This is a genomic window from Chitinophaga sp. GbtcB8, from assembly GCF_019091455.1.
Taxonomy (GTDB): Bacteria; Bacteroidota; Bacteroidia; order Chitinophagales; family Chitinophagaceae; genus Chitinophaga.
In genome coordinates, this window is record NZ_JAGXJN010000005.1 from 89,937 (window position 1) to 110,198 (window position 20,262).

The 20,262-nt window shown below is 44.5% G+C and carries 12 protein-coding genes; 1 reads left to right on the forward strand and 11 read right to left on the reverse strand.

Annotated elements, in window-relative coordinates:
- Positions 1-16 precede the first annotated feature (16 nt).
- From KVT36_RS07905 to KVT36_RS07955, 11 genes are all read right to left on the reverse strand, one after another.
- Complete coding sequence (locus KVT36_RS07905; RefSeq protein WP_217602948.1) at positions 17-1,942, reverse strand: methylaspartate mutase subunit E; 1,926 nt, start codon at positions 1,940-1,942, stop codon at positions 17-19.
- Positions 1,943-2,290, reverse strand: a complete 348-nt coding sequence (panD, locus tag KVT36_RS07910; RefSeq protein WP_254639901.1) for an aspartate 1-decarboxylase — start codon at positions 2,288-2,290, stop codon at positions 1,943-1,945.
- A 55-nt stretch (positions 2,291-2,345) separates the two neighbouring features.
- A complete protein-coding gene (locus KVT36_RS07915) occupies positions 2,346-10,622 on the reverse strand; it encodes a non-ribosomal peptide synthetase (protein ID WP_217602949.1) in 8,277 nt (2,758 codons plus the stop codon).
- Positions 10,622-11,521, reverse strand: coding sequence for an amidohydrolase family protein (locus KVT36_RS07920; protein ID WP_254639902.1), 900 nt, complete (start codon positions 11,519-11,521; stop codon positions 10,622-10,624). Before KVT36_RS07920 ends, KVT36_RS07915 begins: the two co-directional genes overlap by 1 nt.
- Entirely contained in the window at positions 11,511-13,172 is a 1,662-nt protein-coding gene (locus tag KVT36_RS07925; protein ID WP_217602951.1) for an AMP-binding protein, read from the reverse strand. The genes KVT36_RS07920 and KVT36_RS07925 overlap by 11 nt, the downstream gene beginning before the upstream one ends.
- Positions 13,173-13,177: 5 nt before the next feature.
- Complete coding sequence (locus tag KVT36_RS07930; protein ID WP_217602952.1) at positions 13,178-13,468, reverse strand: acyl carrier protein; 291 nt, start codon at positions 13,466-13,468, stop codon at positions 13,178-13,180.
- Positions 13,469-13,474: 6 nt separating this feature from the next.
- Positions 13,475-14,191 (reverse strand): formyltransferase family protein, encoded by a 717-nt coding sequence (locus KVT36_RS07935; protein WP_217602953.1) that lies wholly within the window; start codon positions 14,189-14,191, stop codon positions 13,475-13,477.
- Positions 14,192-14,200: 9 nt separating this feature from the next.
- Positions 14,201-16,048, reverse strand: coding sequence for a lanthionine synthetase LanC family protein (locus tag KVT36_RS07940; RefSeq protein ID WP_217602954.1), 1,848 nt, complete (start codon positions 16,046-16,048; stop codon positions 14,201-14,203).
- Between the two features lie 34 nt (positions 16,049-16,082).
- The gene (locus KVT36_RS07945) at positions 16,083-16,955 is read right to left on the reverse strand and encodes a DUF6734 family protein (RefSeq protein ID WP_368670009.1); all 873 of its coding nucleotides are present in this window, start codon (positions 16,953-16,955) and stop codon (positions 16,083-16,085) included.
- Between the two features lie 33 nt (positions 16,956-16,988).
- Positions 16,989-17,930, reverse strand: coding sequence for a chlorinating enzyme (locus tag KVT36_RS07950; RefSeq protein WP_217602956.1), 942 nt, complete (start codon positions 17,928-17,930; stop codon positions 16,989-16,991).
- A gap of 351 nt (positions 17,931-18,281) precedes the next feature.
- Positions 18,282-18,962 (reverse strand): response regulator transcription factor, encoded by a 681-nt coding sequence (locus KVT36_RS07955; protein WP_217602957.1) that lies wholly within the window; start codon positions 18,960-18,962, stop codon positions 18,282-18,284.
- Between the two features lie 538 nt (positions 18,963-19,500).
- Between KVT36_RS07955 and KVT36_RS07960 the strand changes: the two genes are divergently transcribed.
- A complete protein-coding gene (locus tag KVT36_RS07960; protein WP_217602958.1) occupies positions 19,501-20,214 on the forward strand; it encodes a thioesterase II family protein in 714 nt (237 codons plus the stop codon).
- Positions 20,215-20,262 lie beyond the last annotated feature (48 nt).

Here is a 20,262-nt window from a genome sequence, read left to right on the forward strand (position 1 = left end):
TGGGGAGGTCAGGCTGTCAAACGCGCGCCTTTGAGGTATCCAAAGTGTGGATATGCGCCGTATAGCGCTTATTAGCATAGTAGTTACTGAGTGGCCATCCGTTAATCTGGCTAAGGTGGATCCTTTCCAGGTCATCTTTTACCATATAAAAATAACTGCCTTTGCGGCCCTGCAGCCATTCCCGGTGCTGGCGAAGGATCCCGGGAGGTATACATAAGTTACCCGGATCAAAAAAACGGATGGCGCCATCTTTATCTCTCAGTGTTTTTACTTTACCTGCATTATAGAAACTGGGAGCAAAAGGAATATCCATCTTTCCTGCTGCAAAGGCTTTAATAACGGATTCCGCCACCTCTCCTTCGCCCATGGCCAGGATACTATCCACTATACTTCTGACTGATTGCTCAATCATTCGTTGTTCGAAAATAACTTTTACCGGGTCATAATCTCCGGAAAGCTCAAATCCAATTTTAGTCAGCTCAATACCTCTTACGTTAGCTTCTTCCAGCGGTACATTTACCGACTCTACCGGTGATTTGGTCATAATCCTTGTAGCATTTGCCAGCCTGGCCGTAACAGCGGATTCAACTATTATTTCTTCGGCCATTTGCTGATTTAGCGGGAAAGCGGCCATATAGGTATGGAAAACAGTTGAAAGCATTACATCCTTATATCCATACTTCTTCAGGTATTCATCTGTCAATATTTCCAATGACCTGATGGCTGCAATGTCCTGCTCCCTGTTACCCTGTTCAGCATAACCAAGGGATAAATACCGTACGCCTTTCCCGGCTGCAAGCAATGCCTCCAGGATATTTACGGAAATGGCGATAGCCGGTTCTATCAGGGTTGCTGTGAGCGTACCGAAAAACTCCCTGTCAACAGGTAGACCATTGTTCGTCAGATCCCCGCAGAGCTGATCTACATATTGCCATGCTCTTATTGAATCTTCCAGGGAAACATTTGAAAAGTAAGGTACATTATAACAGATGGCCCCTCCTTCAATAGCGGTAAAACCGCTGGCAAACCCTGCTTCCGCCAGTAAGCGGCCATCATAAGAGCCATGCCGTACCTGTAACGGCATACCAGGAAATTGCCGCACCAGCTTTTTACCGGCTGTTACACCCAGGTTGATCAGCGGATATCCATTCATCTCTTTTCCGTCCCGGAGTAACCGGTCCGCGTCTTTAAACCGGTGGTGCCTCGTAGCGCTGTCTACCTGTATGGAAAGACAATCTGCACCGGCATGTTTCAATTTTTCAAACAGTGCTATCTGCCCATTAACAGAAGGCACACCACATCGTGGATGGATCAACGTTCTACCTGCTTGCCGGGCTGCCTGCAGAACTAACGGGAAACGGGTGGAGATCTGCCGCTGTACGGCAACCATTTCTTCCAGGGATCCTATTCCTGCATCATATTCTTCCAGTACATTACTCCGGCTGTTCGGAGAAATGATAATGCGGGGTTTTTCGGCAGGGGCCTTATCTCCTAAAGACAAGATCCCAAGCCCTTTCAGATCTTCTTCCAGCTGTTCCAGGAAGATTGCCAATTCGAAATTTCCCGGCTTAACATAAGCATTCGTAAACCCCATTTCCAGGAACTTGCTCTTTACTTCGCGCGGATCTTCATGAATGCATAAATTCCCCCCAATATACCATATGCGTTTACCATTGATGCGTTCAAAGTCACTTATATCCTGCTGCAAACACTTGTCCAGCAAGCCGCTTGCATGCCCGTTTAAAGAAGATATCAGTACTGCATGGGCGTACCTGGCCGCTTCCAGAAAATGATGAAATCCGTTCTGCAATCTGAGGTCTACAACCTGGTACCCGCTCTCCTGCAGCGCAAGAATGATCAATGACCTGCCGACATTATGGGAATCGTCGCCGTATGTTCCTACAACAATCCTGTAATCTGCCGGTTTGAAATGCTGTATCATTTAAAGGTCCTTTAAGAACTTATTACTATTATCTACTAAAAATTTCTTTGGTTTCCTTATCTCATCCGTTACTTCAAAGGCCAGAATAGTTACAATATCCCCTTCCCTGATCAGATGTGCAGCGCCTCCATTCATGCAAATGACCCCGGACCCCGCTTCCCCTTCTATAGCATAGGTTTCCAGGCGGGCGCCATTTGTATTGTCAACCACCAGTACCTTCTCACCAACCAGTATATCGGCCAGCTCAAGTAAGTCCCGGTCTATCGCTATACTACCATTGTAATTCACATTCGCTTCTGTTACAGTGGCCCTGTGAATTTTAGACTTCAGCATAATTCTCATTTTCATAGTTTTTCTTCAAAATTTTAATATAAACCCGGTTAAGGTGACGTCTGATATATAATTAAATATTGTTAGCCTGGAAATCTGAGCGGTTTAGCACCGGGATCGGCTCTTCCTGTTTTCCTGTTCTTTGCTTACTTTTCATTAAGGTGGCAATGCTGAAAATATCTTTGTGTGTAAACAGGTCCCGGTAACTGATCGTCATTGAAAATTCCTCTTTAATTCTTGAGATAACCCTTCCCATAACCAGGGAGTTTCCACCGAGATCATAGAAATCCTGGCGGGCGCCTATTTTTTCTTCATTGATCTCCAGCACTTCTGCCCAGATCTTCCGTAGCTTCAGCTGTACAGGATCCGACGGCGCCGGAAAAATCATCGCGGATCGCTGTGGCGTGGGAAGCGCACTGACGTTAACCTTACCATTAATCGTAAAGGGCATCTCTTCTATGCGGATTATATATCCGGGAATCATTATACCGACCAGGTAACGTCCCAGGTAATTCCTGATAGCATTTTCGTCGAAACGATCAGCCTCCATTACTACATAGGCCACAATACCGGTGGCCTGATGCACTACATAGGAATTTCTGACCCCCGGAAAGCCATTGAGCAGGCTTTCGATCTCCCCGGGTTCTATTCTGACACCGCTGACTTTAAACTGCCGGTCTTTCCGGCCGAGAAAATCTATATTTCCGTCGTCCATCCACCTCGCCAGATCTCCGGTGTCGTATATTATCCGGTTCTTCATAAAAGGATCCTCAATAAATCTTTCCCTGGTGAGCGCCTCATCATGGTATCCTGCGGGTATTCCCGCGCCGCCAACATACATATTACCTGTAACGCCCACCGGTACCGGTTTCAAGGCACTATCCAAAATATAGACCTTTGAATTGCTGATAGGCCTTCCTATTGAAACGCTTCCGGTTACTTCCTCACTTAAGCTAAGACAGGTGGAGAAAACACCGTTCTCTGTGGGTCCGTAGGCATTGGTAAGCTTAAGCTGGGGGCATGCCCTGATCACCCTGTTCACTTTATCGGGGAGCAGTATATCTCCACCGGTCACCAGCTGCCTAAGACCATTAAACATAACAGCATCCAGTGATGCCATTTCGTGGAATACAGGAGTGGTCAGCCAAAGGAACGTGATGCTGTGTGCCTGCAGCTCCTGCCGGAGGGCAACAGGATTAAGCACGGATTCCTTTTCAGTTAAATAAAGCGTAGCGCCATTCAGTAAGGCGCCCCAGATCTCCATAACAGAAGGATCAAAAGTTAATGGAGAAGTTTGTAACACCCTGTCGCCTGCTGACAAAGAAATAAGGTTGGTATTTCTCACCAGCCGTACCACATTCCTGTCGATCCCTTTAATACCTTTAGGCCGCCCTGTTGACCCGGAAGTATACATAACGTAACACAAGCTATCAGGCGTTCGCAGTGATCTTTTACGTTCAGGCGCCTTATCCCGTGCTCCGGTTTGAATAATCAATGGTATCAATTCTATCCCAGTCCCCGCAGGCAGTTCCGCCTGCTGCTCAATTAACGCCAGGCGGGAGCCACTATCTGCGATCATCACAGCTATCCGCTCTTCCGGAAAGGTGGGATCAACCGGCATATATGCTTTACCGGATTTCAACACCGCCAGCATTCCAACAATCATCTGAAGCGGGTCGCGGGCTATAATAGGGACAATCATTCCCAGCTTATCAGCTTTTGCTTCGATCAACGCGCACATCACATCAGACAATTCGTTTAATTGCTGATAGGAAATTGCTGTTCCGTGGCGAAAAATGGCCAGCTGACCGGGATCTTTTTCCGCCTGCTCTTCAAACAGATCCACTACCGTTCTGTGGCCGGGGTAGGCCGTATCGGTTTCGTTAAACCTGTTAATCAATAATGCTGTTTCCCAATCCTCCAGATAACAGATCCCGCTCAGTAATATACCGGGGGCTTCTAATACTGCTTCCACTATGTTCTCCAGGTGTTTGATCATCCGGAGTACTTTGTGAGACGACAGCAGCGCCGTATTGTATTCAACCGTGATATTAGCCGATGAAATTCCTTCCCGGATAATGAAGCTAAGGTCGGATATAACATAATCCCTGGCAAGATTCCTCCTGGCAAACGTAGTCCCGTTCAGCTGTTCCAAAGACCGGTCTATGCCGGTCATATCTTCCATCAATATCGAAACCTCCAGCCCTGCTTCTCTGGATGCCTCCTTATTCATCGCCAGCTCCCGCAGAAGCTCTATAAACTCAAACTGCTGATGCGTAAAGGCATCCAGCAGCTCTTCCTTTACAGCTGCCAGCAGGTTATCAAATGAATAATGTGTATCAAACGCTGTTTTCAGTATCAGTGTGTTAACAAAAAATCCGATCTGATGTTGCGCTTCGGGATAGTCCCTTCCTGATACAGGAAACCGGATAGCAATATCGGTCTGACTGGTATACTTATATAACAATACATTGATGGCTGCTGTAAGGAACATAAAGGTGGTAACCTGATGTTCCGTGCAATAATCTTTCAGAAGATCAACCAGGTGGCCTTCCAATGTAATATTTGCCGAGGCGCCGTTGTACGTTTTGCTTTGAGCCGGCCGGTAATCGCAGGGGAAATCCAGCGAAGGGATACCTTTGCTGAACTTTTTCAGCCAATATAATTTATCCTGCTCATGTCCGGCGCCCGCCCTGTACTTTTCTTTCATTGCCACCATATGCCTGTACTGGTACGGCTCTTTCAAGGGTGCTGTCTCCACCGCCAAAGGCGCATTATACATTGTCACAAACTCCTCCATCAATAATTCCAGGGACCAGGCATCTGTGATGAGGTGATGCATATTGAGCAGCAGGTAAAAGTGATCTGTTCCAATGCAGAATAGTACAGGGTTGTAAAGGGGTCCGTTCTCAATGTCAAACGGCCTGTTCACCTTTTCTTTCACCTGCTCTTCTATAATGCCGTTTCCTTTTCCCTGCAGGTCTATTACTTCAAAAGGCCGCATCATCGCGGGGTGATCCAATACCCGCTGCATGGGCTGTCCATCAATAGTTTCAAATACGGTTCTTAAGATCTCATACCGTTCTACCAGATGATACAATATTTTATTGAGCAGCGCTATATCAACAGTCCCGTTTATTTCCATTAATGCAGGGATGTTCAGGGCAAGGGATGAATTTTCCAATTGGTTAAGCAACCATAACCGGTGCTGTCCGGCGCTAAGGTTAAAATGATCCCCGGTTTCAGGCAATTCAATATCCTGTGTATTATTCTTTGATGCTTTAACGACAGCAGCCAGCTTTTCTATAGTTGGATGGGCAAAAATATCTTTTAGTCCAACACTTTTCTGAAACGTATCCTGTATGCCGAACTGTAGCCGGGTTGCAGTAAGACTGTTTCCTCCGATCATAAAGAAATCGGCATTCGTGCTAATATCTTCAGCCGGACATTTTAACAACCGGGAAAAGATCATCAGCAATTCCTCTTCAATGTTATTCTGAGGTTTTATCACCCTTCCGGTTTCCGGTATCTGATCCGGGATGGGCAGCCTGCTTCTGTCCAGCTTTCCATTCGCATTAACCGGTATTTCTTTAATTTCTATTATGTGGGCAGGTATCATGTAATCAGGGAGCTTTGTTCCCAGCGCTTTTCTGATCTCTGCCGTGGCCAGCCCTTCTGTAATTACATAAGCGCAGATCTCTGTTCTTTCATCCTTACGGATAGCAGAAAGTACGGCTCTCTCAATTCCGGGGATACTTATCAGAACATTCTCAATTTCGCCTAATTCTATTCTTATCCCATTTACTTTCACCTGGTCATCCACTCTGCCGGCAAACTGCAGGGTGCCGTCGGGAAGAAAGTATCCCAGGTCGCCTGTTTTATATAGTTTATCGCTTTTAATATCCGGGAAAGGATTATCAATAAAAACCTCCCTTGTCTTTTCCGGTAAGTTATGGTACCCTGCACCCAAACACAGGCCACCCAGGCAAATTTCCCCGATGCTGCCGAAAGGCGTCAGTGTATGGTTATTGCGGAGTAATACCACTCTTACATTCCCCATTGGTTTTCCAATAGGTATAGGGTCCGTTGAGTCGTAAGCAACTTTATGAAAAATAACAGCCATAGCCGCTTCCGTTGGCCCGTATGTATTCGTGATCTCTATCCGGGGGTATTTCTTCATAAACTGCCGGACATATCGCAGGCTCATCACTTCTCCGCCTATAAGTATATGCCGCAAACTATTAAACGTAATGCTGCTGGCCGGTTGCCGGTTTAAATACTCTACCAGGAGGTTGAATACAGAGGGCACAAAATCGGTGATCGTTACCTGATGCCGGTCTATCACCTCCGCCATTTCAGCGGGGTCAAATCCCTTATGGGATCCGGCAATAACAATCCTTGCACCGAGTGTCAATGGCCAGCACATTTGCCAGAAAGATGCATCAAAGGTTTGCTTACTTGTAAATAAAATGGTATCAGCCCCGCTTCCGTTAAACCGCGCCGTCATGTCAGAAAAACGGTTCATAACACCGATATGCCTGTTTAAAGCGCACTTCGGCTGCCCGGTAGTTCCGGAGGTATAAATACCATAGATAATACCATCGGGATCAAATCCATACTCCCGTTCAACAAACGTTTCGGGGGAAAGCAGGGATGTTACATTGATAGCGCGGTCTGACCATTCCCGCAATGAACCGGTATCGAAATCGCCATCAACAAGGATAACAGGAGCAGCAAGGTCTTTGAGTAACGTGAGGATCCGCTCCCGTGGCCAGTCTGTATCGAATGGCACATAAGCAGCTCCTGCCTTCAGGCAACCCAATATGGCGATCGGAAGATCAGGCGTTTTGCCGGTAAGAACAGGGATCAGTGTACCCGGTGGCAGCATTCCTGATCTGAGCTCGTTTGCCACCGCTTCAGACTTAAGCCACAGCTGCCCATATGTGAGCGTGCTATCTTTATAAAGATAGGCAGCACTGTCCGGTGCGCGCTGAACGTGCCTGAAGATCTGTGTCAGCAAATGTAAACCGGGTACCGGAACATCAGATCCATTTGAGAACTGAAGGATCTTCCTGTACTCGGGTTCATCAACCGGCAGCGTATCAATCACCGGTTTCAGCGGCATGCCGGGTTGGTCAAGCATTTTACCAATGATATAACGGTACTGAAAAATCAGCCGTTCTGCTTCACTCCTGCTTATTTTCGCCGGGTTGCAATCCATCCGGATGCGCAGCTTGTCCTGATCAGGGAACACGTAGCTGTTAATATCCAGATTCATCTCTACTCCCGGGTTTTCCTGAAATGCCTCGTAGATCTGCCGTTCAGATAACGGATCATTAAGGAAATTAAGCCCGTTAAAAAAAACGGTTGTCTTTCCATTGACAGAAGAAGAGAGCCCCTTTGTTCTCCAGCCGTCAAGAACATCGTTGAAAGAGCTACGCTGGTGCAATAATCCGTCGTTCAGTACCTTACTTACCTTTTTTATTAACGCTACAGCAGTATCATTTTCACCGATATCTATCTTCACCATGATAGCATTAATAAAAACGCCCATCGCATCCATAAAGGCGGGCATTACCCGGCCATGGGTTGGAACGCCAACAATTACCTGGTTACGTTGGGAGATCCCCGAGAGTAACAGGGAAAATGAGGTAAGCAATACGGTATATATATTGGCAGAAGACTCTTCTGACAATTCTTTTATCTGCCGGCACTGATCAGCAGTTAACTCCAGCGACACCGTAAATCCATTCCGTGAGGTAACCGTTGCCTTATCCCTGAAAGGCAACACAAAATTCTCCACCTGGTCAAATTGCTTTATCCAATATGCTTTATCCGCCAGGAAAGCGGACGACTGCTTATAATGCTCCTGCCATTTTACATATTCCCGGTAAGAAGTGCGGCTTCGTTGATCCGCTGCTGTAATTTCTCCCGCTAATGTTCCCTGACCCTGCAGCAGCGCTTTCATAAACAGGAATACCGAGCGGCCATCAGCAATAAGGTGATGAAATACAGCCAGTATTTTAAAAATGTTCCCGGGAAACTTTATAATAGTCAGTGAAAATAACGGTCCCTTATCCGGTTCAAAAATACGGGAAGACAACCGGCTTACCTGCAGGCTGATCTCTTCAGGGGCCAACAGGCTCAGGTCCAGCCGGCCGATATGATGATCATACCCCGGAAGCACCTTTTGGATTGGCCCGTCCGGCTGGAGCAGGAATATCGTTCTGAGCACCTCAAAGGTTGACACCAGCCGGTTAAGATTGGCTGACAGATAACTATCATCAGGCTCCTCTTCCAGGGTTAACAAACAGGGGATATTATAACTGCTGTTCTTTTTAAGATTAAAGTCGTACCAGATCCCCAATTGAACCGGGGATAACGGGTAGTACACCGATTGCCCGGAGGGTACAGGCTCCTGTATTGAAAACGGAATTGCAGAGATGGCGTTTGCAAAAGAATGGATATCCGGATGCGAAAAAATAAGATCTAATGGAATCTCTTTTTTGAGCGCTTTACTCAGCGATATTGTTAAGCGGGCCAGCTGCAGAGAATCCAGCCCCAGAGAGAAAAGATCCGCATGGCTGTTCTCTGGCACACGTCCCGTTACCTGCTCCACGGTGTTCCTGATAGTAAGTTCTAATGGCGTGAATGTTCCATCAACCATTTCCACGGCAACAGGAGACAACGGTTCGAAGAGAGATCTCATATAAAGGTCCCTGCATTTTATCCGTTGGATCTTTCCGCTGGTGGTTCTTGGTAACGAATTTTTTCTGACCAGCAGAATATCATAGGCATTAATTTCGTAGGATGCAGACAATTCCCTGCGGATATCAGAAATAATGGTTTGAAGATCCGGCTTGAAGGTATTGGATACTTCACAAACAAGTACCAGTTTCTCCTGCCTGTCCTGCAACACGGAAAAGGCCGCCATCCGGTCGCTGGACAAAGTCTTATGAACAGCTGCTGCAGACCGCTCGATATCTGTTGGATAATAATTCCTCCCGTTAATAATAATCAGCTCTTTCAGGCGCCCTGTGATATACAGGTCCCCCCCTTCTATAAAGCCCAGATCTCCGGTATTAAGATAGGGGCCGTTACCGTTAATGAATTTATTAAAATCCCCGCCTGCGGCGTTATCGTCATTCCAATATCCTTTTGACACACTGGCGCCTCTCACCCAGATCTCTCCTACTACTCCTTCTGCAGCTTCGTGCTTATCCGCATCAATGATACGCAGATCAAAACCTGTTGGCCTGCCACAATTAACAACAGCAGCTGTTACCGGAACCGAAGTAGTCCCTCCCTCATATATTAATGACCTGAATTCCTTTTTCCTAACGCTATAACCTGCATTTTTTGGACTGGCAGCAATCAGTAAAGTTGTTTCCGCCATACCATAACAGGGTTGCAATGCTTTTTCATTAAACCCGGCTGCTGCAAATTTCCGTGCAAAGGCCGAAAGGGTGTCTGCATTGATTGGTTCGGCGCCACAATATGCAGATTCCCAGCCAGAGAGGTCTATTCCTTTCAATTCATCATTTGAGATGCGGTCCACGCATAGCTGGAAGGCAAAATTCGGGGCGCCGCTAACGGTCCCTTTATACCGGGACATTAGCTCCAGCCACAATATGGGCTTCATCAGGAAATCAACCGGTGGGAACATTACTGCACTGGCTCCTACATACAGCGTATGTATGATACTACCCATCAATCCCATATCATGATAAAAAGGGAGCCAGCTCACAATAATGCTGTTGTCGTGCTGCCCAAATGCCTGTTGTATAAGCAGCTGGTTCTGTAATATATTTTCGTGCGTAAGTACAACGCCTTTGGGAGTGGCCGTTGATCCGGAGGTGAACTGTATCATCACAGTGTCCGTGGCAGATATTTCCGGGAGCGTGACAATACCACTTTCCGCTACATCCGGATCATCTACAGCTATTACGGTGACAGATCCGGGCAACAACTGTTGCACCTTACTGACCCAGGAAGACAGGGTTAATACAATGGCTCCCTGGCAGCGGTCAACGATAGCGGTTAACCGGTCCGAAGAGCTGTTGGGCCTTGGCGGATTTACCGGCACGGCAATCATTCCTGCCATTACAACGGCATAGAAAGAAGTGATAAAACCGATACCGGGAGGAAATATAAGCAGGGCGCGATCTCCTTTACGGAAGTCCCTGGCCAGCCGGAAAGCGATATGCTCTGCGTCGTTAACCAGCTGCGCATAGGTTATCGTGTGCTCTTCCTTTCCCTGATGACTGAGAAAAGTATAGAGCGGCTTATTCCCGCTACTCCTGGCATGGTAAAGCAGATCTGTGAGGGTGCTAATTTTTCCTTTTACCATCAAGACAATTGTAAGAGTATTTCACTCAAAGAGGGGTTACTAAATATATTCGCTACCTGGCTTTCGGATAAGCCAGACTTCAGGAGAAATTCAGAAATATCCTGTATCTGCCTTTCCAGGGGATTCATAAAGCTGAACAACGGCGCATCAGATCCAAACACGATCTTCGCCGCAAATTTTTCCATATCTTCCGGGGAAAGCAATTGAAAAGGGTTACTATCTTCTTCCTTCAGCAGTGACTGAATGCCTGCTATGTCAAAATATACATTGGGATATCCGGCTAACTCTTTCATGCCCGGTTCATGCAGCTGGTATCCTGCATGCGCCAGGATAAAAGGAACTCCCGGATATGCTTTTACCACAGCAACAGCATTGGCAACTTTACTGAAAATGTTATCGAGTATTTGCAGGGAATCTCCTGTATGGATAAGAACAGGTAATTTATACGCCTGGCAATATTCATAGATCCTGCATAATACCGGGTGATCCATCCTATAGCCCATTGGCGGGTAAAGCTTTAACCCGCGGAATCCATAAAACTCAATACTTTTCACAAACAGGTCATAGGCGTTATCACGGCGGGGATCTACACCGGAGAAGACAATGAACCTGCCCGGGTATTGTTTCATTACCATGTGATGCTGTTGATAGATCTCCTCTATTGATAACAGCGTTCCCAACCTCAGCTCACTGTCAATGATCAATAGTACGGATTTATCTATTCCCGCCCGGTCCATCTCCGCAATATGCCGGCTCCCGTCCTTATCCCGTAGAAAGGCTTTATACAATACTTCCAGCCCGGATGGAGAGATCTCCGGGCTTCCAGCCAGCATACCGCTTAAATAGGAAGGTGAGTAAACTTTGTAATAAGCCAGGTGTGTGTGAATGTCAATTATCAAAGGCTGCTATTGTACGGTCAGGAATGGGATTAAAGCTATACCGCTGCCTGTCTTCAATTATCTTATTCCGCTTAATTTTAAGCGTATTGGTTATATGACCGGATTCAGGGCTCCAGGGAGTGTAATCTACCGCCAGCTCAGTTATCCGCTCATGCTTACTCATTTTTTTATTCTCCAGTCCTACTGATCTTACCAGCTCACTGATCCCGCAGCCTGGTTCGGCAGATATTATCGCCTTAAGTGATCTGCCGGTATCGGAGAAAACCACCGCATGCTGAACCCCCTTGCACGCTTTTAATCTCAGCTCTATATCGGCCGCAAAGACCTTAAGCCCGCTCTCCAGGACGATAACCTCATCCTTTCTCCCTTTTAAGAACAGGTATCCCTTTTTATCCAGGTAGCCCACATCTCCCGTATGAATATAATTATCCTCGTCTACGGTAAGGATGTCTTTATTATAATCGTGGTAATAGAGTTCGTTAAACTTCAAAAGGATCTCTCCATCAGGAGCTATTCTCACATATGGCCCGGGTTTCCCCACACTGCCAATTTTAAAATTCCAGTGCGAGCTCATTGAAATAATTCCGGTTTCACTCTGCCCATATGCCTCCAATATCCTGACGCCTACATCATAAAAAGTGCGGACTGTCTGTGGATTTACCTTCGCGCTGCCTACTATGAAATAATCAGCCCTTCCACCATACAGCTTTCTGATCTTATGAAAAAGATACTGGTCCATCAGCAATTTTATGGGATTCCAATTTGAGCTTCTGTTAATCCGCAACGCTTTATACAAAGCATAGATCTTTTTTTTAACCGGAGAAAACTGGCTGGTCTTTTCACGGATCCTTCCCGCTATCATCTCATATATGACGGGAACGGAAACCATAATGTTCGGCCGCTCTGTTATAATATGACGTATTACGTTTATTTCATTGGAAATAATAATGTTAATATTATTGAGCAATGCCATTTTAACCAATGTACGCTGTTGTATATGGGAGAAGGGCATAAATATAATGACCTTATTATCACTACGGGACCAAAATGTAAAAGGGAATACAATGGCTGTCAATGCCCGTTCAATAAAGCCAGGCTTCGGATCATTGGTATCCACAGAAACCATGGTAATCCTTTTGTGTCCTCTGGTGGTACCTGAAGTAAACCCGGCTCCAAACTCCGCCAATATATTGGGCTGTACCACTTCCCTGTCATTAACGTTTATAGCTTGTATATCTTTACTGTCAGGTGTTCTGCAGTTGAAATAATAAACACTGGCAGCGGTTATCTCACTGGTTTTTTCAGACAATACCTGATCCGCCAGTACAATATCCAGCTCCTCGGATACCACGAGGTCATTCAGGGCTGAGGGTGCAAAATGTTCAGGAAGGCCGGTTGCCCTGAATCCTCCTTTAAGGCATGCCAGGTCAATTGCCATCCAGCTGTAACTGATGGGGCCAATGATGCCTATCTTCAACAGACTTATGGCACGCGTCTTCCTGATAGTTTCCAATATCCGGATCAAATGATCTATATCTCCGGAAAGCGCCGCCCAACTTTTTTTTATCCGTATGTTGTCCTCGAAATAGACGACATACTTTTTTGTTGATGCAGGAAGTTTCCCAAATATTTTTTCCAGCTGAGTTTTCATAACGCCTACCGTAATTCCTCTACCAGGTCCACAACGTCCTCAATTGTGTTGATCATAGCCAGGTTGTTGACTTCGTCTATAATTTCTTCTATGTCCTTTCCAATCACATCTTCCAGATTCAACACCAGGTTCATAAACTTTATGGAATCGAATCCCAGCTCTTTTAAGTTCATCCGGGGTTCCAGTTCTACCTGATCCAGTTCGTTGTTGCTCACTTTTCTGATCAGCGCAAGGACCTCCTCTAAGATCTGGCTCCTCGGCTTTTTATCTTTTTGTTTGGTTTGTCTTTTAAACATGCGGTATTATTTAATCGTATTACGGAGTTTTCTTTCTTTACAAACGTTAATAGCGCCGGCCAGTTCCTCAAACCACAGCCTGAACACACCCAGCTTAGTTGCCCGGCTAAAGTTCCTGTTATCAATAAAATCATATAAATTTTCAAGGTCACGGTAACCATACAGCGCAGATCCTTTCGTGGGTGGCGGTAATTCAATCAGATCCCCGGAAATGATCCGGTCAATATTCATCTGATAGATCAGTGAACAATAATGCAGACTGGCGTGCATTACCTGCTGAAAGGTTGCATTTTTATCTATATCAAATTTCATGATTGCATAACAGGGCCCTGTATCAATTCCCTCATCCACTTTATGCAATGACACCCCATATTCGGGTTCACCGCGTAACAATGCAAACAGGATACAAATTTCCGGCATCCCTCTGTATCCCGGTACCAGTCCATTATGAATATTATATATGCGGATATTGTCAATGGACAAAATGCTTTTCTTAAACAGCTGCCCATTATTCACCGACATAATTATTCTATCTGTTGATTGCTGCTGTATCCATTCGCTTTCGCTATTAATATCCCTGGTAATCTTATATTGAATGCCGTTTTCCTCCAAAAAAAAAGACAATTCATCATTGCTGCAAAAAACATACTCTACCGGATGTCCTTTTTTTATGGAACAGGTCAGGGCGTCTTTGAGCAATGCACCGTCTCCTACAAACATCATACGAACTATTTAAAGCATTTTTAACCTGTTACCGGCAGGAATGTGAACAGCAGATAGTGCATCAGGATCAACACGGGGCATTAAATATCCGCAACAGATAACTTCATCTATAAAATCGGTAAAAACTTTCTTCAGGAAATCGCTAAATTCAGTTACTCCGTTATACTGAAAAACATTTTTGATCAGCTTCAGGCTTTTCTCATTGACGTTCATTATATAATCTACCAGCCGATCGATTGCCTTCCACACGGGGCAACCAGCGAGAACCTGGTCTATCAGTAATCTGAAAACAAAAAGATCTATCTCTCCGACTTTGTTATAAGCATGTTTACGAATAAGCCAGGTCCTTTGCCCATAGGTTGTAAAAATCCTGGCTAGTGTGGTCCTGTCCTGGGGATCGACTTCAAAAATGTCAACATATGTTTCCATATCCAATAACAAAACATCCTCCGGAATTACAAGCGGGATCTCCCGCATTTGTGGGTTACAGAAGTAATCTGCAATTGATGCAGCAAAATGTCTATCCTCTTCGCGGCTTCTTAACCGTGTGTTGACAGTCCATTCAACTTTAGCCAGTTCCAGGCGGAATAAGCTCCTTGCACTTCCGAAATCCCTCCGGGGGAGAAAGGTAGTTTGTATAAAACGAACGAAGTCGTTATAGGGCCGTTTATGATCCTTATTCAGAAAATCCGCTGTGAGCGTACCATCCATTCCCAGGCAGGCATCCAGTGTTCTGTCGAAGTTCTTTCGTATCAATATCTCATTATAGCTGCGTCTGTCTATACCAAAACTCAGATCTTCACAAGTTTTCATAACAGGCGATGAGGTCATTTCCCTGATCTCCTGCAAGATCAGAAAGAAATATTGGCAGGTATTACGTTCTTTTTCCGGCAAAAGGGTATTTCTCAGCCCATCTTTTACCTCTTCCAGAACAAGCAGCTCTTCGAGGATATCATTTATTCCGGTATGTTTTTCCAGTGATGCAGCTGCAGTTTCTGCTATAATTGACCGGACGTCTTGTGCTATGTTACGGCATAGTTTTATATAATCGTCATCCGGGGAACAGGCATGGTAGTAATAGCAAACAAATGCAAATTCCAGCAGTGAGGATATCAGCGCTATCTTAAATGCAGGGTTTTCTTCCGAAAGATCCCCTGCCATAGCCATTTTACGGGAACAAACCTGTTTCTCATAAGCTAACAGTTCTGTAGCAACCTTAAAGAAATGACCGTTTCCGGATTGCCGGCCCAGTCCGATCATCGTAAATGCAACTCCGGAGTATCCGTTTACAAATCCGATACCCGGCTGATATCCCAATCTGTCAGAATCGAAATAAATACCCGATCCATTGATCCGGAGCTGTTCAAAAAACCGGTGAACAACAGATACAATGGCATTATCAACCTCTTCATCCCGGACATGACCTCTTAACTTTGTCAGCACAAATAATAAGCCCGATAATCCCTGGTGAAATGAGTATTCATTCGTTAATACCAGTAGCCCGCTATTCAGCAACCGGTGAAACATCTTCAACGCATTTTCAAGCAATACCGGTTCTCTTGTCAATTCAAACAGCTGAACATTTAGCCAAAGGGCGCCGCCCTTTCCGGTTCCCAGGCTGATATTCCAGGAAGGGGTGTTATCCGTTAAATGTGTCAGTAGTATATTCTTTTGAGATGCAAAGTCCAGCAATTGCCGGTCACCGGTTTTGAGATACCATACTATTAATGCGTACAGCTCACCTGTTACGCCATTGTATAAGCATAGTTTGCTGAAATCTTTTTCCGCCGGTTTATAGGCAGCCAAAGAAGACGTTATACGCTCAATGGCATCTTGTATTTTTCGTTCGTTGAACATATCTTATAAAGCTGATTAACAACAAAACCCCGTTTCAGATCTCCGATCTGCTATACAAATCGATGATGTTCCGGTAATAATCAGGGAATTCCTTTTCCAGTCTGGATTCCAGGGTCTTATAGTGATAGAAACTTTCCTTTAGTGATCCAAGGAGATGAATATATTGTTTTGAGTAGTCATTGGGATGGAAATGGCCGATAGAGGCAGGGAAATTTTCCTGCGGAGGGAACAGGCATGCGATGTCCAGTTCTTTACCTTGGAGAAAGCAGTATAACAATACCTGTTCGAAAACAGAATTGATGGCTCCCGAATTGGCAGCAGTAATTTTATCGTAATTGTTATCGATAAAAGTGAACGCTTCTTTAGAAAACGCTTTGATAAGCTCCGTATTACATCCCCCGAAAATTCCCAGGTTGAAGGCATGCAGATCTCCCCCGCGATCCAGTACCCCTTCCATATATTCCGGCATATACTCAAAAGACAGGTCGCCTCCATATCTGAATCCGGTTTCAATGTTCTGCGCGATAATATCTGCTTTTTCCATGTCTGGCCTGAACCTGTCATAGATATAAATGTCCCCGTCTATGTGAATAAAAGGTTCATCCTGAAGACTGTAAGCCTGAATTTTTCCCAGCGCCCATAACAATGAATTAGCTTCTTTAAAGTCATCAAGCCCCATCACGATCCGGGTGTATGGCAGGCGCAGTTTATCTATCAGCAGCTCCCGTCCGAATGTATCTGTTACTATTTCTACGTCCTGGTAGTGACGTCTTAAGCAAAGGCAGCTATAGCTCCAGCTAAAATAATTATACAGCCTGACCGGCCATCCGCCGTTTAACCGAAGGTCCACCTTTTTCGGATTAGAGTTGACCATAGGATATGTCCAGAAACTTTGCACTATCTTCATACGTGTCCAAAAAGGAGGTTAATACTTAATTGTTCATGATACCAGGTGGTTTTCCTTATCTAAAAGCCCCATCTCCTGTTCGCTCAATACATTTGCATTCGCGACAAATGTTCTGCCATTATAATTCTCGGCCGTTAACTTATTAAATCCATATTTATCCTCCCCGGACACTAATACAGATCGGTAGTTTTCCAGGTCATATCTTTCTCCGTGATCCCATACTTCTGTTAACCCGGGGAATATTTTGGTAGAGCAGGGCACATACCTGATGTTAGTGCTATATCGCGTTGAATCTTTTGTGATGTTTGGAGTTGATCCATGAACGCATTTTGTTGTAAAGATGACGGCTTCACCGGGCTCCATCTCCATTATTCTTGCTTTTGATTCATCCGGTTTCCAGTCCGGATCATATTTCAGATCTGCGAATTCATATCCATAAAATCCGGTACTATCCATATCGATCTTTTTTTCAAATTTTCTGGACTCATCGAAGTACATTCTTTCATGAGATCCCGGCAGAAATTTCATACAGCCGTTTTCCCTGGTGGTTTTTGAAAATGCTATCCAAACCGTAAGAACGATGCCCCATTTCTGCTTAACGGTTGGAATAAGCTGGGGAGCGTTATTGTTGGCATAAGCAAAATCTTCCACCTGGTGCCATTCCGTGCCCTTTGCACCCGGCGATTTTGAGAATACCTCTGTTCGCCAACAAAGTATATCCGGTCCGATAATGCTCTGCAGCTTATGCACAATTTTGGGGTTGGTTATATTCTCTGATATCAGATCGATATCCAGGTGCCTGTCATAATGATATTTATTTTCATGATACACCTTACTCTTCTCCATCATCAGGGACCTTCGGATCTTCTTCCATTTATTCAGCGCCTCCTCCTGCTCAAATACTTTAAACGGACCAAAGAAACCATTCTGAAAGAAAGAGGCTCTTTCCTCAGGCGTGAGTTTGTACGCTTCCATATGTATATTTTTTTGGATTTTTGAATCTGGAGATTATAATAACTGACAACAGGAGTCTGTCAGGGGTGTCAATAATTGATACGGAGTTATGCTATTTTTATTTATGGTTATTACAACTAAATCGCAACAAGCATGCTTGCACAGCTATCGCTACTGCAAGTACCAGACCTTGCAAAAACAATCAAAACATGGAGACTAAATGCCGCTAACACTGACACAAAACTTGTCATAAGATAACGCCAAAAAAAACATTTATCTATGTTAGGACTACGAATTTTCGTTGCGGTTACTACTAAAAAAAATCAAGGCTGTAAATTCGCGCCGAAATATATTACACATTTAAATACATTATCAGCAATCGCTATTAACGAGTGGGTGGAGCAAAATAATCCTGGTTTTAATAGCATACTTCATCAATCCGATCGTTGATTTAATACCCGTTTTTTTTCTCAGGTCCTGCCGGATCTTCTCAACAGATCTTACACTGATAAAAATTTCATTCGCTATCTCTCTATTACTTTTTTCTTCCCAGACCAGCTGCAAAATCCTCTTTTCACGATCGTCGAGCGCAATCAGGTCATAGGAAGCATGAGCCAATGTATGATCCTGCCGGCTCCAGTACAAAGCTTCTGTAAACAAATTATTACGGTAAATTTTCCCACTGGCGACCTCTGTAATTGCGCCAAGAATTTCATCGGGATCACTCATTTTGGACATACAACCGTGTATGCCAAGGTCCAGCAAACCGCTGATCAGCTCCATGTCCGTTGATTTAGACAACACCAGTATTTTTACCCCGGGCGATGTTTCACGAATAAGCTCAAGTGTTTCCAACATATCCTGCTGGTTAATAAATAAACCCGTCAGCAACACATCAGCATTGATATCCGCTAATTTTCGTTGAAGTGCCGACTGATCAGATCCGTAAAAGACGACCTTTACATTTCCGGCTGTTTCCAGGTAATTTTTGAGTAATTTACTAAACAGGGATTCTTCGTCAAGTAAGGCTACATTAATGGAGGACTTTAACATTGGCTTACAGTTATGAGTTTTCGCAAATGGTTATAAATATTCTTCTTCTCTGGTTAACCGGTAGTCATTTTTTACTTCGATGTAATTTCAATTCTATAGGGTGGTTCTACGCCCCGGATTTTCGTAACGATCTTCTGATTGGATAATACTACAGCTTGCTTAGTGAAAATAATGGATACAACAAAAGTCTTTAACAACGACGGAATGGAATTAAATTTATGACTCTTAGTTTAGCATACATGATTAAAGCACCTGAATTAACATGGTAGAACCAATATAAAAAAATAAATACTAAAAAAGAAAATGTTCGTCTTACTTTCTTAATTACTTACACCAGCCATTTTCAATCTTCCTGTAATCGTCATACACATATATACGCATAATATAATATTATTACGCAGCCTTGCCGGTACAAGTGCGGGTACGTTCACTTTTTCTAAGGATACTTTCTATTATCCGTCATTATTTTCTATTTTCATTAGTTGTAACCAACCCTTTAATGTCACCGATATTACCCAATCAATTAAACCCAGGGACTATGGAACCCAACATTTTTTGTTTTCATTTTGCAGGTGGAAGTAAGTATTCCTATAGGCAGTTTATTTCATTGGCTGCAGATAACCTAAGGTTTATCCCAATTGAGCTGCCTGGCAGAGGAGCCAGGGTGCGGGAAACACTTTTAACTGATATGGAAATGATGGCGGATGATCTCTTAGATCAGATCAGGAACCGGCTTGACGTTCCCTATGCGATATATGGGCACAGTATGGGAGCCCTGCTGGCTTACATGGTGACTGTTAGAATTATACGAATGGGATTGAATAAACCTTTACATTTGTTTGTTTCCGGCTGCGAGGGGCCTTCTGCTGCAAGGAGCACAAAAGGCATATCTGCATTGCCCCGCGAGGAGTTTATCCGTAAAGTCGAAGCGATGGGCGGTTTCCCGGATGATTTGCTCCGGCAGCCTGAAATAATTAATTTTTTCGAACCTATATTAAGATCGGATTTCCAAAGTGTGGAGACCTATAACTACGAGCCAACAACAAAGCTGGACCTACCCATTACCGTAATGATCGGCGATGACGAACAAGTGAAATACAAGGAAGCCTGTGAATGGAGACAGGAAACAACACATGACATTGAAATAAAGATCTTCCCGGGAAAACATTTCTTTATTTTTGAACATACACAGGAAATCATCAATAACATTTCATCTTCCCTGGGTTTAGGAATAGCCGCGAAAAATCCGTAGGCTGTTATAATAGCAGTGATGAATCAGGAAACCTGATTCATTCAGTCG